Below are 17,806 nucleotides of genomic sequence, written 5' to 3' on the forward strand. Positions count from 1 at the left end.
AGCCACCAAACCCTAAAGGAGGCGCGCCAGTTCTCGACCCTACAACCAACAGTATCTAAAATAAGAAACCTGAAAGCTGATAGACTTGCGGTGGAATATCTTTTGAACCTTCTTTCTCGAATTAACTGCAATATAGAGATTATCTGAAAGAAAAATTAAAAATGCCTCCAAAAGCGTAAAATAATTAGAAAGAACAAGTCCTTTTAGCATATAAATTATTTAATAAATATTCTATTGACCTTAGGACTTAGCTGTTTCATCCGATTCTTACTCCAGCTTTTACCCATGAAGACTCAGCTCTAACTCTTTCAGCATAGCTTAATCGTTTAGATGTTGATGTATCATTTAAGAAAGTGTTAGGTTTATCTTCTTGAATTGCTGGCTTAGCTTTATCTACACTTATTGGCTTTTGTTTTCCTACAAGCAACTCAACTTCTTTTTCAGCTAAGACCTCTTCTAGGTTATTCTTTAAACGATCTAGGAATTTATCAGTTTGTTTAAACTCTGGATAAGCTTTTTTTGCAGATGAGTATAAGGTTTTTGATATTTCAGAGAGTTTATCATTTCTTCTTATTTGTCCAACTATAGTCGATTGTACTTCTATAGGATTAAAATTTGAATTGTTATCTTGTATACCACAACTCCTTGCTGTACGCTTTAGTAATGTATCGAATCCTAGGGTAATACTCGATGCATAGCCCTGTGCTTCTAATAAGGATATAGATTGACCTTCTGTAGAGATAGGCTTCTTACCTGTAACTTTCCTTATAAATACATCCAATAGCAGTATTGTACCATCAACATTTACTCGCGCATCGATTTGTGATAGTGAGCCTTGAGTTGTATTGTTTTCAGGTAAAGCGGACCTAGAATTAAATAACCCACCTATAGAACCTTTTACCCAACCGAATAAATCATTTATCAACGAAGATGTTCTTGTAGCACTGCTTGTAGCTTTCTCCTCAACCATGACAGGAGTGGCATTATTTTGGGCAACAAAAAGTTCAAGATCATCTGTAATAGGAATCTCTTTAATAGCACGACGGCCGCGTTGATGTTCTGTAGTATTTCGATGATTTAATAGATCAACAATTTCTCTTTTACCTTGCTGTTCTGCCATATGAAGAGCTGTCTCACCACTATCAGTTCTAGCATTAATGTTAGCTCTCTTATTCAGTAATGCTAAAATTGTTTTTTTATTACCACTTGATACTGCCCAATGAAGAGCTGTCCACCCTCCTATTGTTTTTGCATTAACGTCAACACCTTTATTCAGTAAAGCTAAAACTATTTCTTCATTACCTTTTTCAGCAGCTTTGTGTAGTGGTGTCCAATGGCCATTAGTTTTAGCATCAACATCTGCTCCTTTATCTATAAGATATTTTACTAGATCTAAATTATTAGAAGATGCTGCTTCGTGGAGAATAGTATTGCCATAATTGTCTTTAGTGTTAATACCAACGCTCTTCTCCTCTACTAGATATTTTACTAGATCTAAGTTGCCAGAATAAGCAGCATAGTGAAGAGAAGTCTTACCGTCATTGTCTTTAGCGGTTACATCAACTTCCTTCTCGTCTACTAGGTATCGTACCAGATCCAAACTTCCAGAAAATGCAGCATGGTGAATTGGAGTCCTACCATCATTTGCTCTACTGTTCACATCAACTTCCTTCTCATCTACTAGATATTTTACTATGTCTAAATTACCAGAAGATGCAGCTTCGTGAAGGATAGTATTACCATCATTAGCCTTTGTGTTAGCATCAACTTTCTTCTCATCTATAAGACGTTTTATTAAACCCCAGTTAAGCCATTCATAGTAATAAGGATTATAAATCTTTTGCGTATCTTTCTCTGCTACACAACTATAAATACCATTTCTTATGTCCATGCCTACAAGTAAGTATTTAAATTCTTCTTCGTCACTTAATTCTTCTAGCTGGGTTATACCATATTTACTTATTAAATGCTGAATCTCTGATACTTCTGATAAATCTACCTCTATTGTTTGGTTAAACTTCAGCACAGAAACATGGTTCCAATTCTCTATCGTAAAACTATCTTTGGCAGCAAAACATTGATCCAGATCTTTAAGTAACAAGTGCTTTTCTTTATCATGATCTTTTAATGATAAATTAGTGTGGCCTTTTGCTATCAGCCATCTTAAAGCTTCCACTACCTGATTATCTTGTAAAACTTCTTTTAGCTTTTCTTTGTTATAAAAAGTAGAATACGCAGCGACAAACTCTTGTTGATCTTCCATTGAATCAAAACCTAGGCAGCTATAAGTATCAATACCATTTACTATTCCATTACTTGCAAATAAGTATTTTAGGCCATTTACTATTTTGCCGTTTAACTTTTCTAATTGTTCATCCAAAGCATTACTTTGAGCAGCTTTGTTGATTACAGCCTGAATTTCTGCAACTTCTGACAAATCAAATTTATCTAATTTTCTGACTTCTATTGATGATTTATCTTCCTGACCAAACCTCAACATTGAAACTCTATGATCTGTGTCGTTCCAATTCTTTATGACAAACGTGGCATTATTTTGAGCAGCAAAAAAGACAAGATCATTGTTATCAACTGATACCTCAATACCAGAAGGGTCTTTAAGTAATAATATTCCTACTCGTTTATCATCTGGCTCTACTGTAGTTAAACTGCCATTTACAAACCTCTGGTTGTGATGAATAGTAGAGTTAAAACTAGACATCCTATATTCTCTAAAACTGTCATAATAGCTACTTCTTATCTCATCTTGATAATTTATTGCAATTTTGGCTAATTCAGATAACTGCTTAGAACTTAGCTTTTCTTTACTACGAAAATTTAATGTAAAGTTTCCATATTGGTTGCCATAGAAGTTTTCTACCTTAACTATTAGCGGTTGATCATCCATTAACATGAGGTCATTTCCATATCTATAAAACCTTATGTCATCTAGCTTAGCGTCCACTATAACTTCTGGATTATTTTGCACCTTTTCTGCCGATAATAAAAACATGTACTGACCTTTTGTCGCATGGAAGAAAGGTACTAGCTGCACATAAGACTGTTTACTTGGCCATGGTAAAAATGTGTTTTTGTCTTTATCTATTATTGTTAAGTGTCTATAACTGCTATTTCTAAAGAAATTTTCTACTTTGATGTTTGCTGTTACGTTGCCTGTAGCTATATGCAAATCATCTTCAACTCTATTGGTTTCAATTGAATCTGTAGGTAAGTAAAGTATATCAAGAGCTTTTTTCTCATCGTAGTTGTTGATTGTAACATTAGCTTTCTCACATGAAATCAGACTATAAACATCACTTTCTTCATTACCTTGAGCAAAAGTGACATTTTGAGTTAGCGGTATTACATCACTACCTTCAGAGCCAAAGATCATATTGTTTCTTGCTGTGTCCCTCACTACTCCATAGACTGTATAGTTGCCATTAACTTGAGAAATTTCTTGGTAGCGCTGAGCAACTTCAGCTCTAGTTGTTAAATTAGTTTCTGCTTTTAAGTTGAAGTGTGTAGAATTTGACTGAATGATAGGTTCAATAACACTGCCATACTTATCGATCAGTAGATAATGATGATTATTCTCTTTATCTAAATAATTTTGAACATCAAGTGTAAATGTACCACTATTTCCACTATTACCTTTAATCTCTATTGATAACGTATTGTTTGTAGATGAATAACTAATATTTGAAGCTCTTTGTAATAATGCAGTATCAGAAAATATTACAAATCCTTTGCCTTCACCCCTTATTTCAGCATGACCAGCACTTGGTTTAATGTAAAAAGTATTGTCAGATTCATTACTTACTACCTTAGTATTTCCTGTAACTATCACCTTTCTGCAGTTACTTACAACATCGCTATTTCCACTATTACCACCACGACTATCTATTACTATTTTATTATTCATGTTCTGACAATCAACATGTTCTGCTTCTGCCTTTCTACCAATAAAATGATTAATATTTTCAGCAGTCATTTGGGCTTCTTGAGTGGTGACGATATTATTTTCATAAGATAATCCTTTACTTTTTAACTGGCTCACATCAAGTACATTAGTTGCATTTGCTGTGCCACCAGAAACCCTACCAAAGAAATTATCATCGGTTAAAGTAAAGACATTGCTGGTATGATTGCTGCCATATATTTTTGCTCCACCTTGGGCAATATTGAATTGATTATTATACTTACTGCTACTTACTATCAGACCATTTCCATTTACCAAACTTAAATCAAACACCATAGTTGGGTTTTCCATAGTATCATTCTTACGGCCAACTATTATAGCATTGTGACAATGATAAATAGCTGTAGAAGAATTGCTGTACAATGCAGGGCTATCGCCATACCCACTATCCCAATGAGGGACAAGAAAATCACTATGAGGAACAGTGTACACTGGTTTTCTACCAATGAAGCTGTTGTCATATTCGTAATCACGGTGAGTAAACTGAGGAAGACAAAGCATTTCTGCTTCAGAAGAAGGAGATACTGGAACAATACGTGATAAATTTCGACCATTTCTTTTGTTGCTTGGGCTGGACATACCAATAGAGCTACTACTTGGTTCCACTTTCACCTCTTTTGGTTTTGGTAATAATTCTTTGATTGCTTCTTCTAAGTCCTGGTGGTCAGGAATATGAATATCGTTTCTTAATTTGGCACCTATGATAGATTGCTCCATGTCACCTATCATTCTTTTAGAACGAGAATGAGTATCATCGACAAATCTAATCTCTCCAAGCCCCATACCATAAGCAGCTACCTGAGTATTGTTCTGCAGATGTTCCCATGCTTGCTCAGCTAATTTATTTACTACATCTTTCCTTGCTGCAAGGTATTGTACATCCTCAGGTGGTAGTTGCAGGGCAAATGTATGCCAAAATAGTCGAAACTCTTGATTAGTTGTTAATTTATACTTCTTATACTCAATGACCATACTTGTACCACTATAAAGTCCTTGACCAATAAGAATTCCAAGACCAACTACAGTGCCAACACCTGGTTTTCCAAGAGCGGTAAATGCAACACCAGATACAACTGATGCACCAGAGAAAGTAACTCCTGCTATGCTATCTCTCCATTCCTTTGAACCTTTTTTACTATTTGCTAAATCAATTGATGAACTGACTAAATCATAGATATCAAACGGACTTGAGATCAGGCCAGCAAATCCTCTTGTTAAGAAAATACCATGTTTCATCTGTTTAATAATTTGTGGCGCTACTTTTACCACACCATCTTCAATTAGCTGTGAAAAAAGGGAAAAACCAATTTCTCCAGAGCCAAGTAAAAAACCTTGAGTGTCTCCATAGCGTATTGAATGAGCAATATCGTAATAGCCTTTAGCCATACTGATTCTTCCTGCTGCATTAGTGAGTCTATTTGGCCAATGTTTAGTATTTGCAACTTCAAGGTAATAAGGAAGAGCTTTAATTGACTGCTCTACTCTACCACTCAGAATTTTATTCAACTCATAAGAATTTAACTTTTGACCATTCTCAGAAAGTACTAAGTCTTGTATAGTATTAGCATCCTTAACTTCATTAATTGATCCTGAAAAAGGAAGAGAAGAAGTTGTTTGTACTATATCTTGAATAACTTCCTTTTTATTACCTTTAAGGTTTTCTAGATATTCACGAGCTGTGATCTTTATTTTACCTGAACTTAAATTTTGCGCTAAATCTTCGCTACTCATCTCAGAATTAATAAGTACTGGAGCACTTCCCTCTGCATGTAATTTAGCTCCCATATCATACAATGTTACTCGAGATATCTTCTCACCATTTACATCAATCAGGCCATATTCTTGATCTTGCAGAGAAAGAAGATGACGTTCTGTTTGTATTGGTTTTGTTAAGATTTCCTTCTGTGCAGTAGTTAATGCATTATTTGCTTGAGCAACATCAAAATATTCTACTAAGAATCCTTCTTCAGCGAGTTCATAGTCAGCATACTTTACCCCTTTTTCTACAATTTTCATCAATTGATCAACATTTTTTAAATTAGATACCAAAGCAACATTACTATCAAAATATGTGTAACTATCACCAGTACGATAAATTGCAACTACATGATTACTTGTAACTAAATGAATTGCAAAGTCGTCAGTGAGTTCACTTACATAATGAGATAGATCTTCAAGTGTTTTGTAGCTCTTAATGTGGCTTAAAGATGAAGGTAAACTACTTGCGGGTAGAGTTAACTCTTGTTCAACGCTACTCAGCAATCGACTTAAAGCAAAGATCTCTTGTTCTTCTCTTTTAGATATCTGCTTACCTTGGGCTATTCGTTCATAAAGCTCCGCTGAGGTTTGTAGGTTGGCTAAAAATGATTCATGTACTTGCTGTCCTAAAAACAACCCTTGAGAAAACACTCGAGTAATAGCTGCACATTTTCCATTCATCTTAATATTTCGGCTTTCAAATGATGGTAAGTATAGTCCTTGCTTTACTGCTTTTGTTTCAGATCCAGGAAAGTTACTTTCTATATACTTACTTAAATGTGTAAAAGCTTTTTGTTGCTTCTTATTAGATTGTATTTGTTGATTTAAATTACTGAAAGGTTCATTTGTTACACTAAGAAGCAAACCTGTAATTGTTTGAAGATTCTCATTTTCTGGATCTTGAGCTAATTTTTCTTGTGCTATATCTAATGGTGTTTTCCCATTTTTATCTTTTATGTTCGGATTTGCTTGTTTATCCAGCAATAACTGTACTAACTCTTGATAACCATCTTTTGCAGCCCAATGTAATAATGTAAAACCACTGTTATCAGTAGCACCAATAATTGCCTCTTCATTAATGGCAGCCATAACTTTTTGCTGTCTATTGCTTTTTATTGAATCAAATAAATCCTTAGTTGATTTTAAAATATTCTTTACTAAATCATCCTTAGCATCGTAAAATGGAGTTTTACCGGCAAATTTAACTTCAAAATTCGCTCCTTTTTCTAACAAAGCTTTAACTATCCCAGGATATCCGTTTTTAGATGCAAAATACAATGGTGTTCTTTTACTGTTATCTCTAGCATTAACATCAGCACCATTATTCAATAAAACTTTAACAACCTTCAATTTACCTTCTTCTGCTGCCAAGTGTAATGGTGTAATGCCTTGATTATCTCGCGCATCAACCTGAGCACCTTTACTCAGTAAAGCTTTAACAACCTCTTTATGGTCCTTGTCTGCTGCGAAGTGCAATGGTTTATAACCATCAGTACTAGGAGCTTCAATACCTGCTCCATTTTGTAGAAGAGTAACAACAATCTCCTTGTTACCACCTAATGCTGCATAGTGTAATGGGGTTCCTATTTGACTATAAGTATGAACATCTTGTAGTGATTGTTGTATTAAAAATTTTGTAATCTCGTTGTTTCCATCAAAAGCAGCCAAGTGTAGTGCTATTAACTCTCCATTACCATTAGTTTCTTCTCGCTTAGTTCTTAATGACATCAACGCTGCATTTTCACTTACAAGATATTTTACAACTCCCAAGCGCTTATTTTCATCAACCCAAAGCCTACCATTTTCACTCAACAGCTCATCATCTTTATAAAAACTGGCTCCCCCAGCAGCATGGTGCAAAGATGTATATCCAAACTTGTCACATGTACCAATTGCTATCCTCTTATCTTCAATAAAAAATTTAACTATTTCCTTATGGCCAAACATAGCAGCAACATGCAGCGGGATTTCACCGTTTCCATTTCTAGCATTAGAGTCAGCACCAACTTGAGTGCTTGTGAGATATTTAATAATTTCTAAATTTCCTGCTCTAGCAGCACGATGTAATAATGTCCAATCGCCATTATTTTTTATTGTATTTATCACGTTGGTTTGCTGAAACAGAGCTACAATCCCCTTAAAATCTTCTTCACTTCTAAAATCAACAGCATGGTATAGTGGTGTTTCATCATCGTGATTTTTCTTCACTGAAGCACCTTTCTTAATAAGAAAGTCAATAGTGTTCAGATTACTATATTTTGCAGCATAGTGTAGTAGTGTGTACTCTTTGGTACCAAGCTTTATATCATTTATATCACTCGGTGTAAGATTAAGGCAATAACCTATCTTTGCAGAGTTACTGTATCGTAAAGAATCCAATAGTTCTAATTCAATAACTTTTTTATAATAGCGCGTACAAAACTCATCGAAGCGATCACCAGATATATTTGGCAAGTCAATATTCATTTCGATTGTAGAAAATTTTCTTTCTTCTAAAACATACTTAAAATGACTTATCCAGTAATGTGACAGCTCGATAGTATTTTTAATTAAATTCTCATGTTTCTTAACAAGTGCCTTATTTAATTTCTCTCTAAAGTCGTTTATCTTATTCTCTCCAAGAAACGCAATGATATCGCCTAATTTGGCTTCTTTGCTACCCACTATTTCATTTGCTAGTTCTCCTAGCTTATTTGATGTATTTTTTAAAGTATTTGATACTTTCTTTAATATAAATTTCCAATTAAACTCACTATCTTTTTTAAGTGTATTAATATGCTTTTCAACATTCTGTAACTCTTTAGGTATTTTGCTGTCAAGTTCATCTATTTTGCTGCCATCAGAATCAATCAAATATTCTTTCATTTTTGCATCTTCAACCAATCCTTTTAGTGCAATTATCAGCTTTCTTTTCTCAACAAGCATATGTGCATTATTAAATACCCAAACACTTGCATCAGAATGTACATTCTCTACTTTTAATAAAGTATTCTCAAACATACCACCATGTGCCAGATAGTTACGCAATGACGTTCTATCAAGTATTATGGAATCATGATGCATAATTGAACGCTCTAACTCAAACTTAGGTTCTACTTCTACTAAGATATCTAATAAGCCACATAGAACAACCTCTACTGCAGCTTGTAGTTTTTTATCAACGGAAAATTCATTCTGTTCCTTAGGAAGGATACCTTTTAGTTCACTTAACCTTCTTTTAAAATTAGTTTTGGAATGTTGCTCCTTTTCTTTTACCAGAGCTTTAAAAAATACATCATTTAACAACTTCCTATCTTCCTCTGGCAATTTTTTATCTTCCTTGTTATTTAAATTAGAAAGCAAATCATTGAAATGCTGAGCAATATCTTTAAAAGTTTTACCTAATTTGATATCTTCAAATAGCTTTCCATAAGCATCAAGTTTTTTTACTGATTCCCCATATTTCTTCCAATTTTCATTTTCTCTATATTTACTTAGCTTTTCTTTAACTGTAACTTTATCTTTAACTTTTTTTTCAATTGCTCCTATCTGACTTTCCAGATCAATAGTCACTTCTTGTTCTGTATATTTTTTGCCTGGGTTTGACTTCTTTTCAAAAAGAGAAACTAACTCTGTAAAAATTATATCATAAACTTGCTTTTTCTTTTCTAATTCTCCTTCTCCTTCTCCTTTTTTTTGAAGTCCTTTAAGAATATTCTCAAATTCTAAGCTTTCATAAGAAGTTGAAAGGGCCTTATCTAATTCCTCTTGCTTATCACTGGCCAAAGCAATAGATTCATAAAATTCCTTGAAGTTTTCTTTGTTACGAGCACTTATGAATTTTTTATAAGCTTTTATGGATTTTTTATAATCATTAGGTAAGCTTATCTTCAATTGTAATACTAATAATTTACCTTTTTTCCAATCATGCGGTGAATTAGAATTAAGTAACTGCTTTAACTCTTGTTTCACATTGTTATCATCTCCTAGTTGCAATACATTGCATAACTTATCGACATGGTTTTCATAGCTTGGTTGAACATTTTCTGACATTAATTTTTTACTAAAGAAAATAGTTAACTCTGATACTGCATCATAAACTTCTTTCTTCTCCTTCAGTTGATTATAAATTTCACGTGTTTTTTCTTCTGTATTTAAGTTTTGAAGAATATTATCGAATTCTAGCTTTTTATAACCCTCAAGGAAATTCTTATTTAATAAGTCTTTATCGGATAAATCTAGATTTAACGCACTAATTGTTTTTTTGAGTTTATCGAAGGTTTCTTCATTATCAGCTTTCTTGAAGCTATTATAGGCTTGCATAAAATCTATATAATCTTTAGACAGCTTTTTTACGCCTAAATCTTCTATAAAACGTTTACCCTCTTCTCGATTAGAGTCAAAATAATCATTCAAATTTTTTTTATCATTTCCCTCTAGTACTTTTAATTCACATGACTCTAACTTATTAACAGAACTTTCATAATATTTTTTTTCAAGGAAGTCAGCTAGCAGCAGGATTTTTTGAGAAACATCTTTATGAATACTTAAATTATCTCTTAACCCTTTATTGAATTTTTCAGATAATTTTTCCTTGAATGCGTCAACAATGTTATCTAATTCTAATTTATTAAACTTGTCGAAAATACTGTTTAGCAACTCTTTCTCACCTAAACTTAACTCTCGATTTTCAACCCTAAGTGAACCCACAAGTTTTTCAAAGCTTTCTTTATCGCGAATACTTATAAATTCTCTATAATTTTCTATAAACTTTTTATAATCATCAGGAAGTTTTATTATATCAATTTTATTTTGCCAATCAGAGAGATCACAATTTGCGTTTAGTTCGCTAATAAGGTTTTCTATTTGTACTTTAATATTTCCCTCTATTTCTGATATCTTGATATTCTTCAAAGAATAATCTTTGATATGATTTACCAAAGTAGGTACCACTTCTACTATTTTACCAATCTTTCTAATTTGCTCTTTTGTACTATCTTCTATTTGTGATTTCTGTAAAACATCTCCCAGTTTACTATTTGCATTTGCAAATTTTTCAAAGCCTGAGGTAATACTAGCTTTTATTGACTGCTTTTGGTCATCCGTAAGACTGTCTGTAAGACTATTTATTAAAGAATCTATTTTATCAGCTTTTATAAATTCATTATAGGACTTAACAAACCTTTCCTGTCCTTTTGTTTTAATTTTCTCTTGAGCTTCACCATTTAATGACTTTAACTTTGAAACTATTTCGTCTTTATATGTTGATAAGTCTCCTATTTTGTTTTTTAGTGAATTTAATTGTTGCTTTAAATCTTTTATATCATTTAACTCTTTAAATTTCTCATTGTCTATTAGGTTATTTAATTTTTCGATTGCTTCCTTGATTTGATCATCTTTATGCTCTTCTTTCTTGGAACCCTTACTCTTTTTTTTATCTTTTTCTGCAAAAGGACTAAGTATCTTCAGCATCTTTTCAAACAATTCAATTGAGTTTAATACTTGCTTTAGTTCTGCACATCTGTTTTCTCCTAAAATATCCTTATTTTCTTCCAAAATATCAACTAACTTAGATCGTTTTACTGATTCACTATAAAGCTTAGAAAACTTAATATTGAGTTTCTTTTCTTCTTGTTGAGGTATATTTAGTTGATTAATAAAATTCTGAAAGCTTTTTGAATTTCCATTATTTATGAAGGCCTGATGAGAATCTATAAGTCTGTCAGTTTTGATGCTATTACCTAGTAATTCTTTTAATAAATTGCCCTTGAACTCTTTTTCATCAAATTTTTCATCACTATTAAATAGTCTAAAAAACTCTTTTATTTTATCCTTAATTTTTTCATTTTCTTTAAACAGCTCATAGAGCTCTGTAATCGCTTTTTTTTGCTCGAGGAGAGATTTTTCCAGTTTCGATATTGCATCGCTAGTTTGCTTTTTACTTTTCAACTCAGCTACAATTTCAGGTTTATTTCCTTGTTCTTTTGAATAGTCTTCTATAATAAGATCTAGGTTTAGCTCTTTATAAAATTTATCAAAAATATCTTTTAATGATTTACTATAGTATTGTGGTTGTATCTTAGCTGATTTAAGTAATGCTTCAAAAACCTTCACTTTACTAAATAAAATTTTCGCTAATTCTTCACCATTTTTGCGTCCACCTGGGTTAGAATTAGTATAATAGGTATATAGCTTATTCTTTTCCTCCTCTCCTAATATTTTCAGTTCAAGCAATTGATTAGTCACTCTATTAAACTCCTCTTCACTTTGATTTGAGTTCTCATTAAAAAATGAGAGCATTTGCTTTTTAAGCTCTAATACATCTTGCTTGACACTTTCTAACTTTTGCTTTATACTTTCATGTTGGGTAATAAGCTCTTTTTCTAATAACTCATGAAAATTTGAAAAAACTTTCTCTGTATTTTCCTTGGCAATAATCTCACTACTTTCTAATATTTTCCCCTTTAATTTTTCAATCATATTACCATTTATTGTTTTACTATTCTGAGCAACATCAGAAGCTTCGTTAATTAATCCATATATTTTGTTTTGAACTCTATTAACTTTTCCAAATTTAATATTAAGGACAACCTGATTAATTAGTTCTTTAATTTTCTTTACACTTTCGTTATCATTAATTTCTCCCCCTTGTATATGTTTCAAAATTTCAATAGCTGTTTTTTCAATACTTTCGAGACCATTACTACTTTTCTTTAGCTCTTCCACTTTCTTCTTGAGCTCACAGTAGAATTGATCATCATTTGCAATATCTATAAGATTGATTCTATCAATTAACTTTCTTATCAAAATATCATAATAAACCTTCTCAATGACATCTTTGACATGCTTTAATTCCATTTGGACATCAGCAAAAATACTACTACCTTCCTTCTCAATCTTCATTAGTGCAGGTAAACTTTTGCTATGTGACAGCAAGTTTCGAATATCTAGTAGTGAGTTTATTATTTCCTCTGACATTCCGTTGTCAATTAAACTTTGTCTACTAATATTAGATAAATGAGGAGATTCGTGAGTATATTTCAGGTATTCACCAGTCACTTGCAGTGCTCTTTCTATCACAAATTTCCCTAATTTTTCATTTGGATTTATCGATAATGCTAATTCTATATAATGTAGTATTCGTTCTAAGGAATAAGGGTCCTTTGCTGTTTCATAGTTATCATATAAAGATTCTGAAAACCCCAGAATTTTTTCAGTACTTCCATCTGGTAAATCACTACTGATATCCTCTTTTGTAAACTGTATTGCCTCAAGTGCTGCAGAAAATTCACTTAAACTTTCTAGCAATTCTTTACGCATAATGCTATCAACTGAATAAGGAACTAAGTACTCTTGAAGTTCTTTAATTTCACGATCATACTCCACTACCATCCTTCTCATTTCACTCTTGCTTTCAGATGACCGCCACACTTCACTTTCCAACAAATGCTTAAATTTGTACCACTCAGCTAAATCTAAATGCTGATGCATCTTTAATACTACATTGACAGAGTTAGCTAAATGAAAACCTACTTCTTCCCATGGCAACTCCCCATAAAATTGTTTCAACTGTCGTTTTAGTAAGTGAATATTCTTTGCAATAAGTACAAAAGTAAATAAGTCAGCATTATAAAAATGCACACCTGAATTTAAATTCAATTTTTTTATCAACTCAATAACTTCTTTTCTTTGTTCGTTAACTGTATCAACAGGGTTGTCTTTTGCATTTTTATCAGGTTGAAATAATTTTTTAAAAAGATAATCTTTGAAAAGTTTTTCAGTACTTTGTTGCACTTGCTCTGGATTTTGTTCTTCTTGATTTGAAGATTCTGACTGATGATTACTATCAGATCTTTTCTTCCTACTTCCTGACGAACCTGATGGCTGTCCTTCTATCTCCGTAGCTTGATACTGAGCTTTTAGTTGCTCTAATGGATTACTGACTTGGCCAGAATTTTCGTGTTCCTGTTGTTGATCTGACTTAGGCTGGCGGTTATCAAGAGGAGATAGCCTATTCTCTTGCTGGACTGTTTTTCTAACTCTTGCTTTATTGAGTATTGGTTCAAAATGTAAGCGCCCTTTATTTACTACGTGTATTGTATTGTCCTCACTATAATCTATGTCATCTATAGACCTTGAGCCTGATTCATCTACAATTTGATCAGTCCATATTTCTTTTCCCTGCACAGTATGCTTCTCAATAATATGTAATTTTACACCATATTCTTTACAAATTATCCTTCCCTCAATTTCAGTTCTACCCCACATTGGTGAAGTTAGCCCTAGCACACTTGCTACCTCAGATTGTTGTTCAATATCATTTGCAGTAAATTCAATGCGAGGAATATACTCATTGATTTGTTCGTTTTCATTTTTTAAAGCTTCTTTAAGCCATGATCCACCGATAGATAACTGACTTTGCGCAAACCTCTTGCACACTTCTCTTAGGGATTTCACAGTAAAGTCCATTTCAGGCTTTAGTTGTTTAAGGCCTTGTGCAACTGAATCGAAGAAACAATCTCCGCCACCTATTGCCGAGCTTATCTCAAAATTATCTGGTAAATCAGGATTATCTACAGAGCGTTTAAAGCGTCTCAAGTTATGTCTTTGTTCTAAGTCTTTTTGCTTTATGGATTGCTCTTCTTTTAGTGGATGGTCAGCTTTTAAATTAACCACTTCTTTTTTTAGATAATCTGTTGGATGTTGTGTTTTTAGCATAGAAACCCCTTATTACTTTCATTACTCAAACCCACTATGCTAAGCTTGCTATATGGTAATCGGGAAAATTAGGAGTGCAAGTTAATTTTATGCATTGTTTGGTATTTCATTTTCAAATTATTAATTTATGTTTTTAAGTTGCAAATCAGTGTGAATAAAAAAGCATATATTGACTACTTTACTTACTTTACAAATTTCGCTTTTTCTATAAATTTGCTTTAATTTTTTTCTCAGTTCTCAAGCATGTAGGTACCAACTTTAATATTGTGTACCATAAAAACGTAAGGAATTAAGCCACTTTCAGCCATTTTACATAACGCCCGTGAGAAGAAGTTTTTTTAGAATGGTAACCTCCACCACTTCCATACAATCTATGGTGTTAATCTATAGAAAAGTCTAATAGATTGCCTAAAAAATGACTGAAATGCTTGAATTCTAAACTTGAAAAAAACTGAGATTGTATCTGCATGCAAAGGAAATTTTTTGTACATATAACAGAGAATTAACACATTTATAACACATTAAGTTTAAATTGATCTTAAGTGTTAGAATTTTGTGGATATGACAAACTTTTCCCTTATTTTATTATTAATTTTGTTTCCTATGTTGGCTTTATCCATAAGCGTTGATAACATTGAGGAAAATTGCAACTATACGTATTATCCAAAACTAAACTCTGATGTAGCTGATGAGTTACACGCTATAAAGCGAAACTATTATAGATATGGTAATGAGTTAAAAATATTGGCAGATGCTAGGATCAAGGAAATAAAAGGAACTACTTTAGATATTAATAACACTGATGATAAATCTACTTGAAATTATACCTCTTGCATAACCAATTTATGGTAAGAAATTTTTAGGAGAAATGAAGGTGAGCACCGCAGAATACTTGATGTATTTTAGGAGCGTAAGCAAATTTTAACGCAAAAATTACTATCAGAAAGCAGATTATGCAAGAGGTATATTCACCATTTCTTCTGGTCTTACTATTCTTTCAAACTCTTCCTCAGTAAGAAGCTGAAGCTTCACTGCCGCTTTTTTGAGAGTAATATTCTCTTTATAAGCAAGTTTTGCTATTTTCGCTGAATTATCGTAACCTATGTGTGTGTTTAATATAGTGACTAGCATTAACGACTGATTCAATAAATCCTTTATTCTCTCTTTGTTTGCTTTAATACCAACAACGCATTTTTCTGTGAAATTCAAACTTGCATCAGCCAAGAGTCTTATAGACTGCAAAACATTGTAAATTATCACTGGCTTAAATACGTTCAGTTCAAAATGACCATTTGAACCGCCAATTGTCACAGCAACGTGATTTCCCATAACCTGCGCGCATACCATAGTTACTGCTTCACACTGAGTTGGGTTTATTTTTCCTGGCATAATTGAAGAACCAGGTTCGTTTTCCGGTAATATTATTTCACCAATTCCACACCTTGGACCAGAACCAAGTAGCCTTATGTCATTTGCAATTTTCATTAAGCTCACTGCCACAGTATTTAGTGCTCCACTTAGCTGAGTGAGTGCATCATTTGCCGCCAGAGCTTCAAACTTGTTACCTGCTGAAGTAAATGGTAGCCCAGTGATTTCTGCAACTTGTTTTGCAAAATCTTCTGCAAAACCTTTTTTAGTGTTGAGTCCCGTTCCAACTGCAGTGCCACCTTGCGCAAGCTCATATACATCGCTCAAAGTTGACTTTACCCTTTCTATTCCCTTTTTAATTTGAACTGCATAGCCAGAAAACTCCTGGCCTAAAGTGAGTGGTGTTGCGTCTTGCAAATGAGTACGTCCTACTTTTATTATTTCCTTAAATTCCTGAACCTTATCACTCAGAGCTTTATGCAATTCTTGCATGTTTGGAATAAGTAATTGGTTTACCTGCTCTGCTGCTGCTATATGCATTGCAGTTGGAAAAGTGTCATTGGATGACTGGCCATAATTCACATGATCATTTGGATGGACTGGGGATTTGCTTCCCAAATTGCCGCCTAAAATCTCTATTGCCCGGTTGCTAATTACTTCATTCATGTTCATATTGGTCTGTGTTCCAGATCCGGTCTGCCACAAGACAAGTGGAAATTCACCACTCAATTTTCCATCTATTACTTCCCTAGCGGCTATGCAGATTGCATTTCCTATTTTTTCATCTATGCTGCTCTGTTTCATGTTTACTTTAGCTGATGCAAGCTTCACCATCGCCAATGCTCTAATCAGAGGCTCTGGGATTTTCTCCGTACCGATTTTGAAATTCTCTAAAGAACGCTGAGTTTGTGCTCCCCAATAATGTTCACTTGGTACTTTTACTTCCCCTAAGCTATCTGATTCTATTCTCACTGTACCTCCTTCTTGATATCATTCCAGCCTCCTTTTTAGTGTCATTCCAGTACGTGATACTGGAATCTCATTTTACTTTTTAAACTCGCTGCTAATTAGCATCATTTATTAAGTATAATGTTTATATATAGCTCCAGTGTCAAGATATAGAATGACACTGGAAAGACCGTAATTAGTTTTACTTAGCATGCCTTTATCCGCGTTTGTTGTGGCTGATGGAATGTGTGTTCTATAGGTGATCCTATATAAAGATCACTGCTTGGAAAATCTGATTCAAAAGATTCATTCAATTCTTGATTTTTCTTTTGCATATCTTGATCAGCAGAAGAAGATTTCCTTTCTCCTTCTTTTCCATCTTTTTCATGTTTAATTCCCTGGTAGAAGCAAAACACAATAAAACCAACCATCACTGTTACTGCAACAGCAGCGGCTATAGTACAACCCAGCATAATTCTGTCTGAATCCCCTATTGTCTCTGTAACATCACCTATCAGTGCTGCAGCATCACCTACAACACCTGTTCCATCTGATACTCCTTGGGCTGCTTCAAGCGTACCTAGTCTTGCACCGAATGCATCAACTGTGTTTAACGCTGTCTGAGCTGTATCTGATGCTGCTTGAGCTGTTTTCGATGCAGCTTCGGCTGTCGTTAATGCTGCATCAGCCGTACCAAGTGCCGCATCAGCTGTTTTCGATGCAGCTGAAGCTGTATCTGTTGCTGTTTGTGCTAAATTAAGCGCCTGATGTGTTTCTTTATGTACTATTTCTATGTTTGAGTGATCTGAACCAAAAAAACTATATTCAATTTGATGTTGAGTAGCCATTCTTAACCCCATAGTTAGCTAATTAATATATTAAATTGTATATCCTTGATTCTTAAATTAGCGTTAACTGGTGTGCCATTGTGCATTTATCTTTTAATAATTTCACTTGACTCATTTTTAGGATGTAATGCAGGTAGCACTTCTTGTATTATCCCAGTGCCAATTTTTGTCATTGAATAAGGTGACTTTTACAGGGATGATAGAGAGT

The 17,806-nt window shown here is 33.4% G+C and carries 4 protein-coding genes; 1 reads left to right on the top strand and 3 read right to left on the bottom strand.

What is annotated here, in order from left to right:
- Positions 1-256 precede the first annotated feature (256 nt).
- On the bottom strand, positions 257-14,434 hold the full coding sequence (locus tag ASM33_RS02060; protein WP_110409268.1) for an ankyrin repeat domain-containing protein: 14,178 nt from the start codon (positions 14,432-14,434) through the stop codon (positions 257-259).
- Positions 14,435-14,989: 555 nt separating this feature from the next.
- Between ASM33_RS02060 and ASM33_RS02065 the strand changes: the two genes are divergently transcribed.
- Complete coding sequence (locus ASM33_RS02065) at positions 14,990-15,253, top strand: hypothetical protein (RefSeq protein ID WP_162297601.1); 264 nt, start codon at positions 14,990-14,992, stop codon at positions 15,251-15,253.
- 132 nt (positions 15,254-15,385) lie between these two features.
- On the opposite strand, the gene fumC is transcribed toward ASM33_RS02065, so the two are convergent.
- Together fumC and ASM33_RS02075 are read right to left on the bottom strand one after the other, a co-directional pair.
- A complete protein-coding gene (fumC, locus tag ASM33_RS02070) occupies positions 15,386-16,774 on the bottom strand; it encodes a class II fumarate hydratase (protein WP_110409266.1) in 1,389 nt (462 codons plus the stop codon).
- A 182-nt stretch (positions 16,775-16,956) separates the two neighbouring features.
- Positions 16,957-17,598: a hypothetical protein gene (locus tag ASM33_RS02075; protein ID WP_157956360.1), complete on the bottom strand. Its 642-nt coding sequence runs from the start codon at positions 17,596-17,598 to the stop codon at positions 16,957-16,959.
- Positions 17,599-17,806: the final 208 nt, after the last annotated feature.

This window comes from Wolbachia endosymbiont of Folsomia candida (genome assembly GCF_001931755.2).
GTDB lineage: Bacteria > Pseudomonadota > Alphaproteobacteria > Rickettsiales > Anaplasmataceae > Wolbachia.

Coding starts and splice junctions, on each gene's coding strand:
- ASM33_RS02060 (WP_110409268.1), bottom strand. CDS start 14,434: ATGCTAAAAACACAACATCCAACAGATTATCTAAAAAAAGAAGTGGTT.
- ASM33_RS02075 (WP_157956360.1), bottom strand. CDS start 17,598: ATGGCTACTCAACATCAAATTGAATATAGTTTTTTTGGTTCAGATCAC.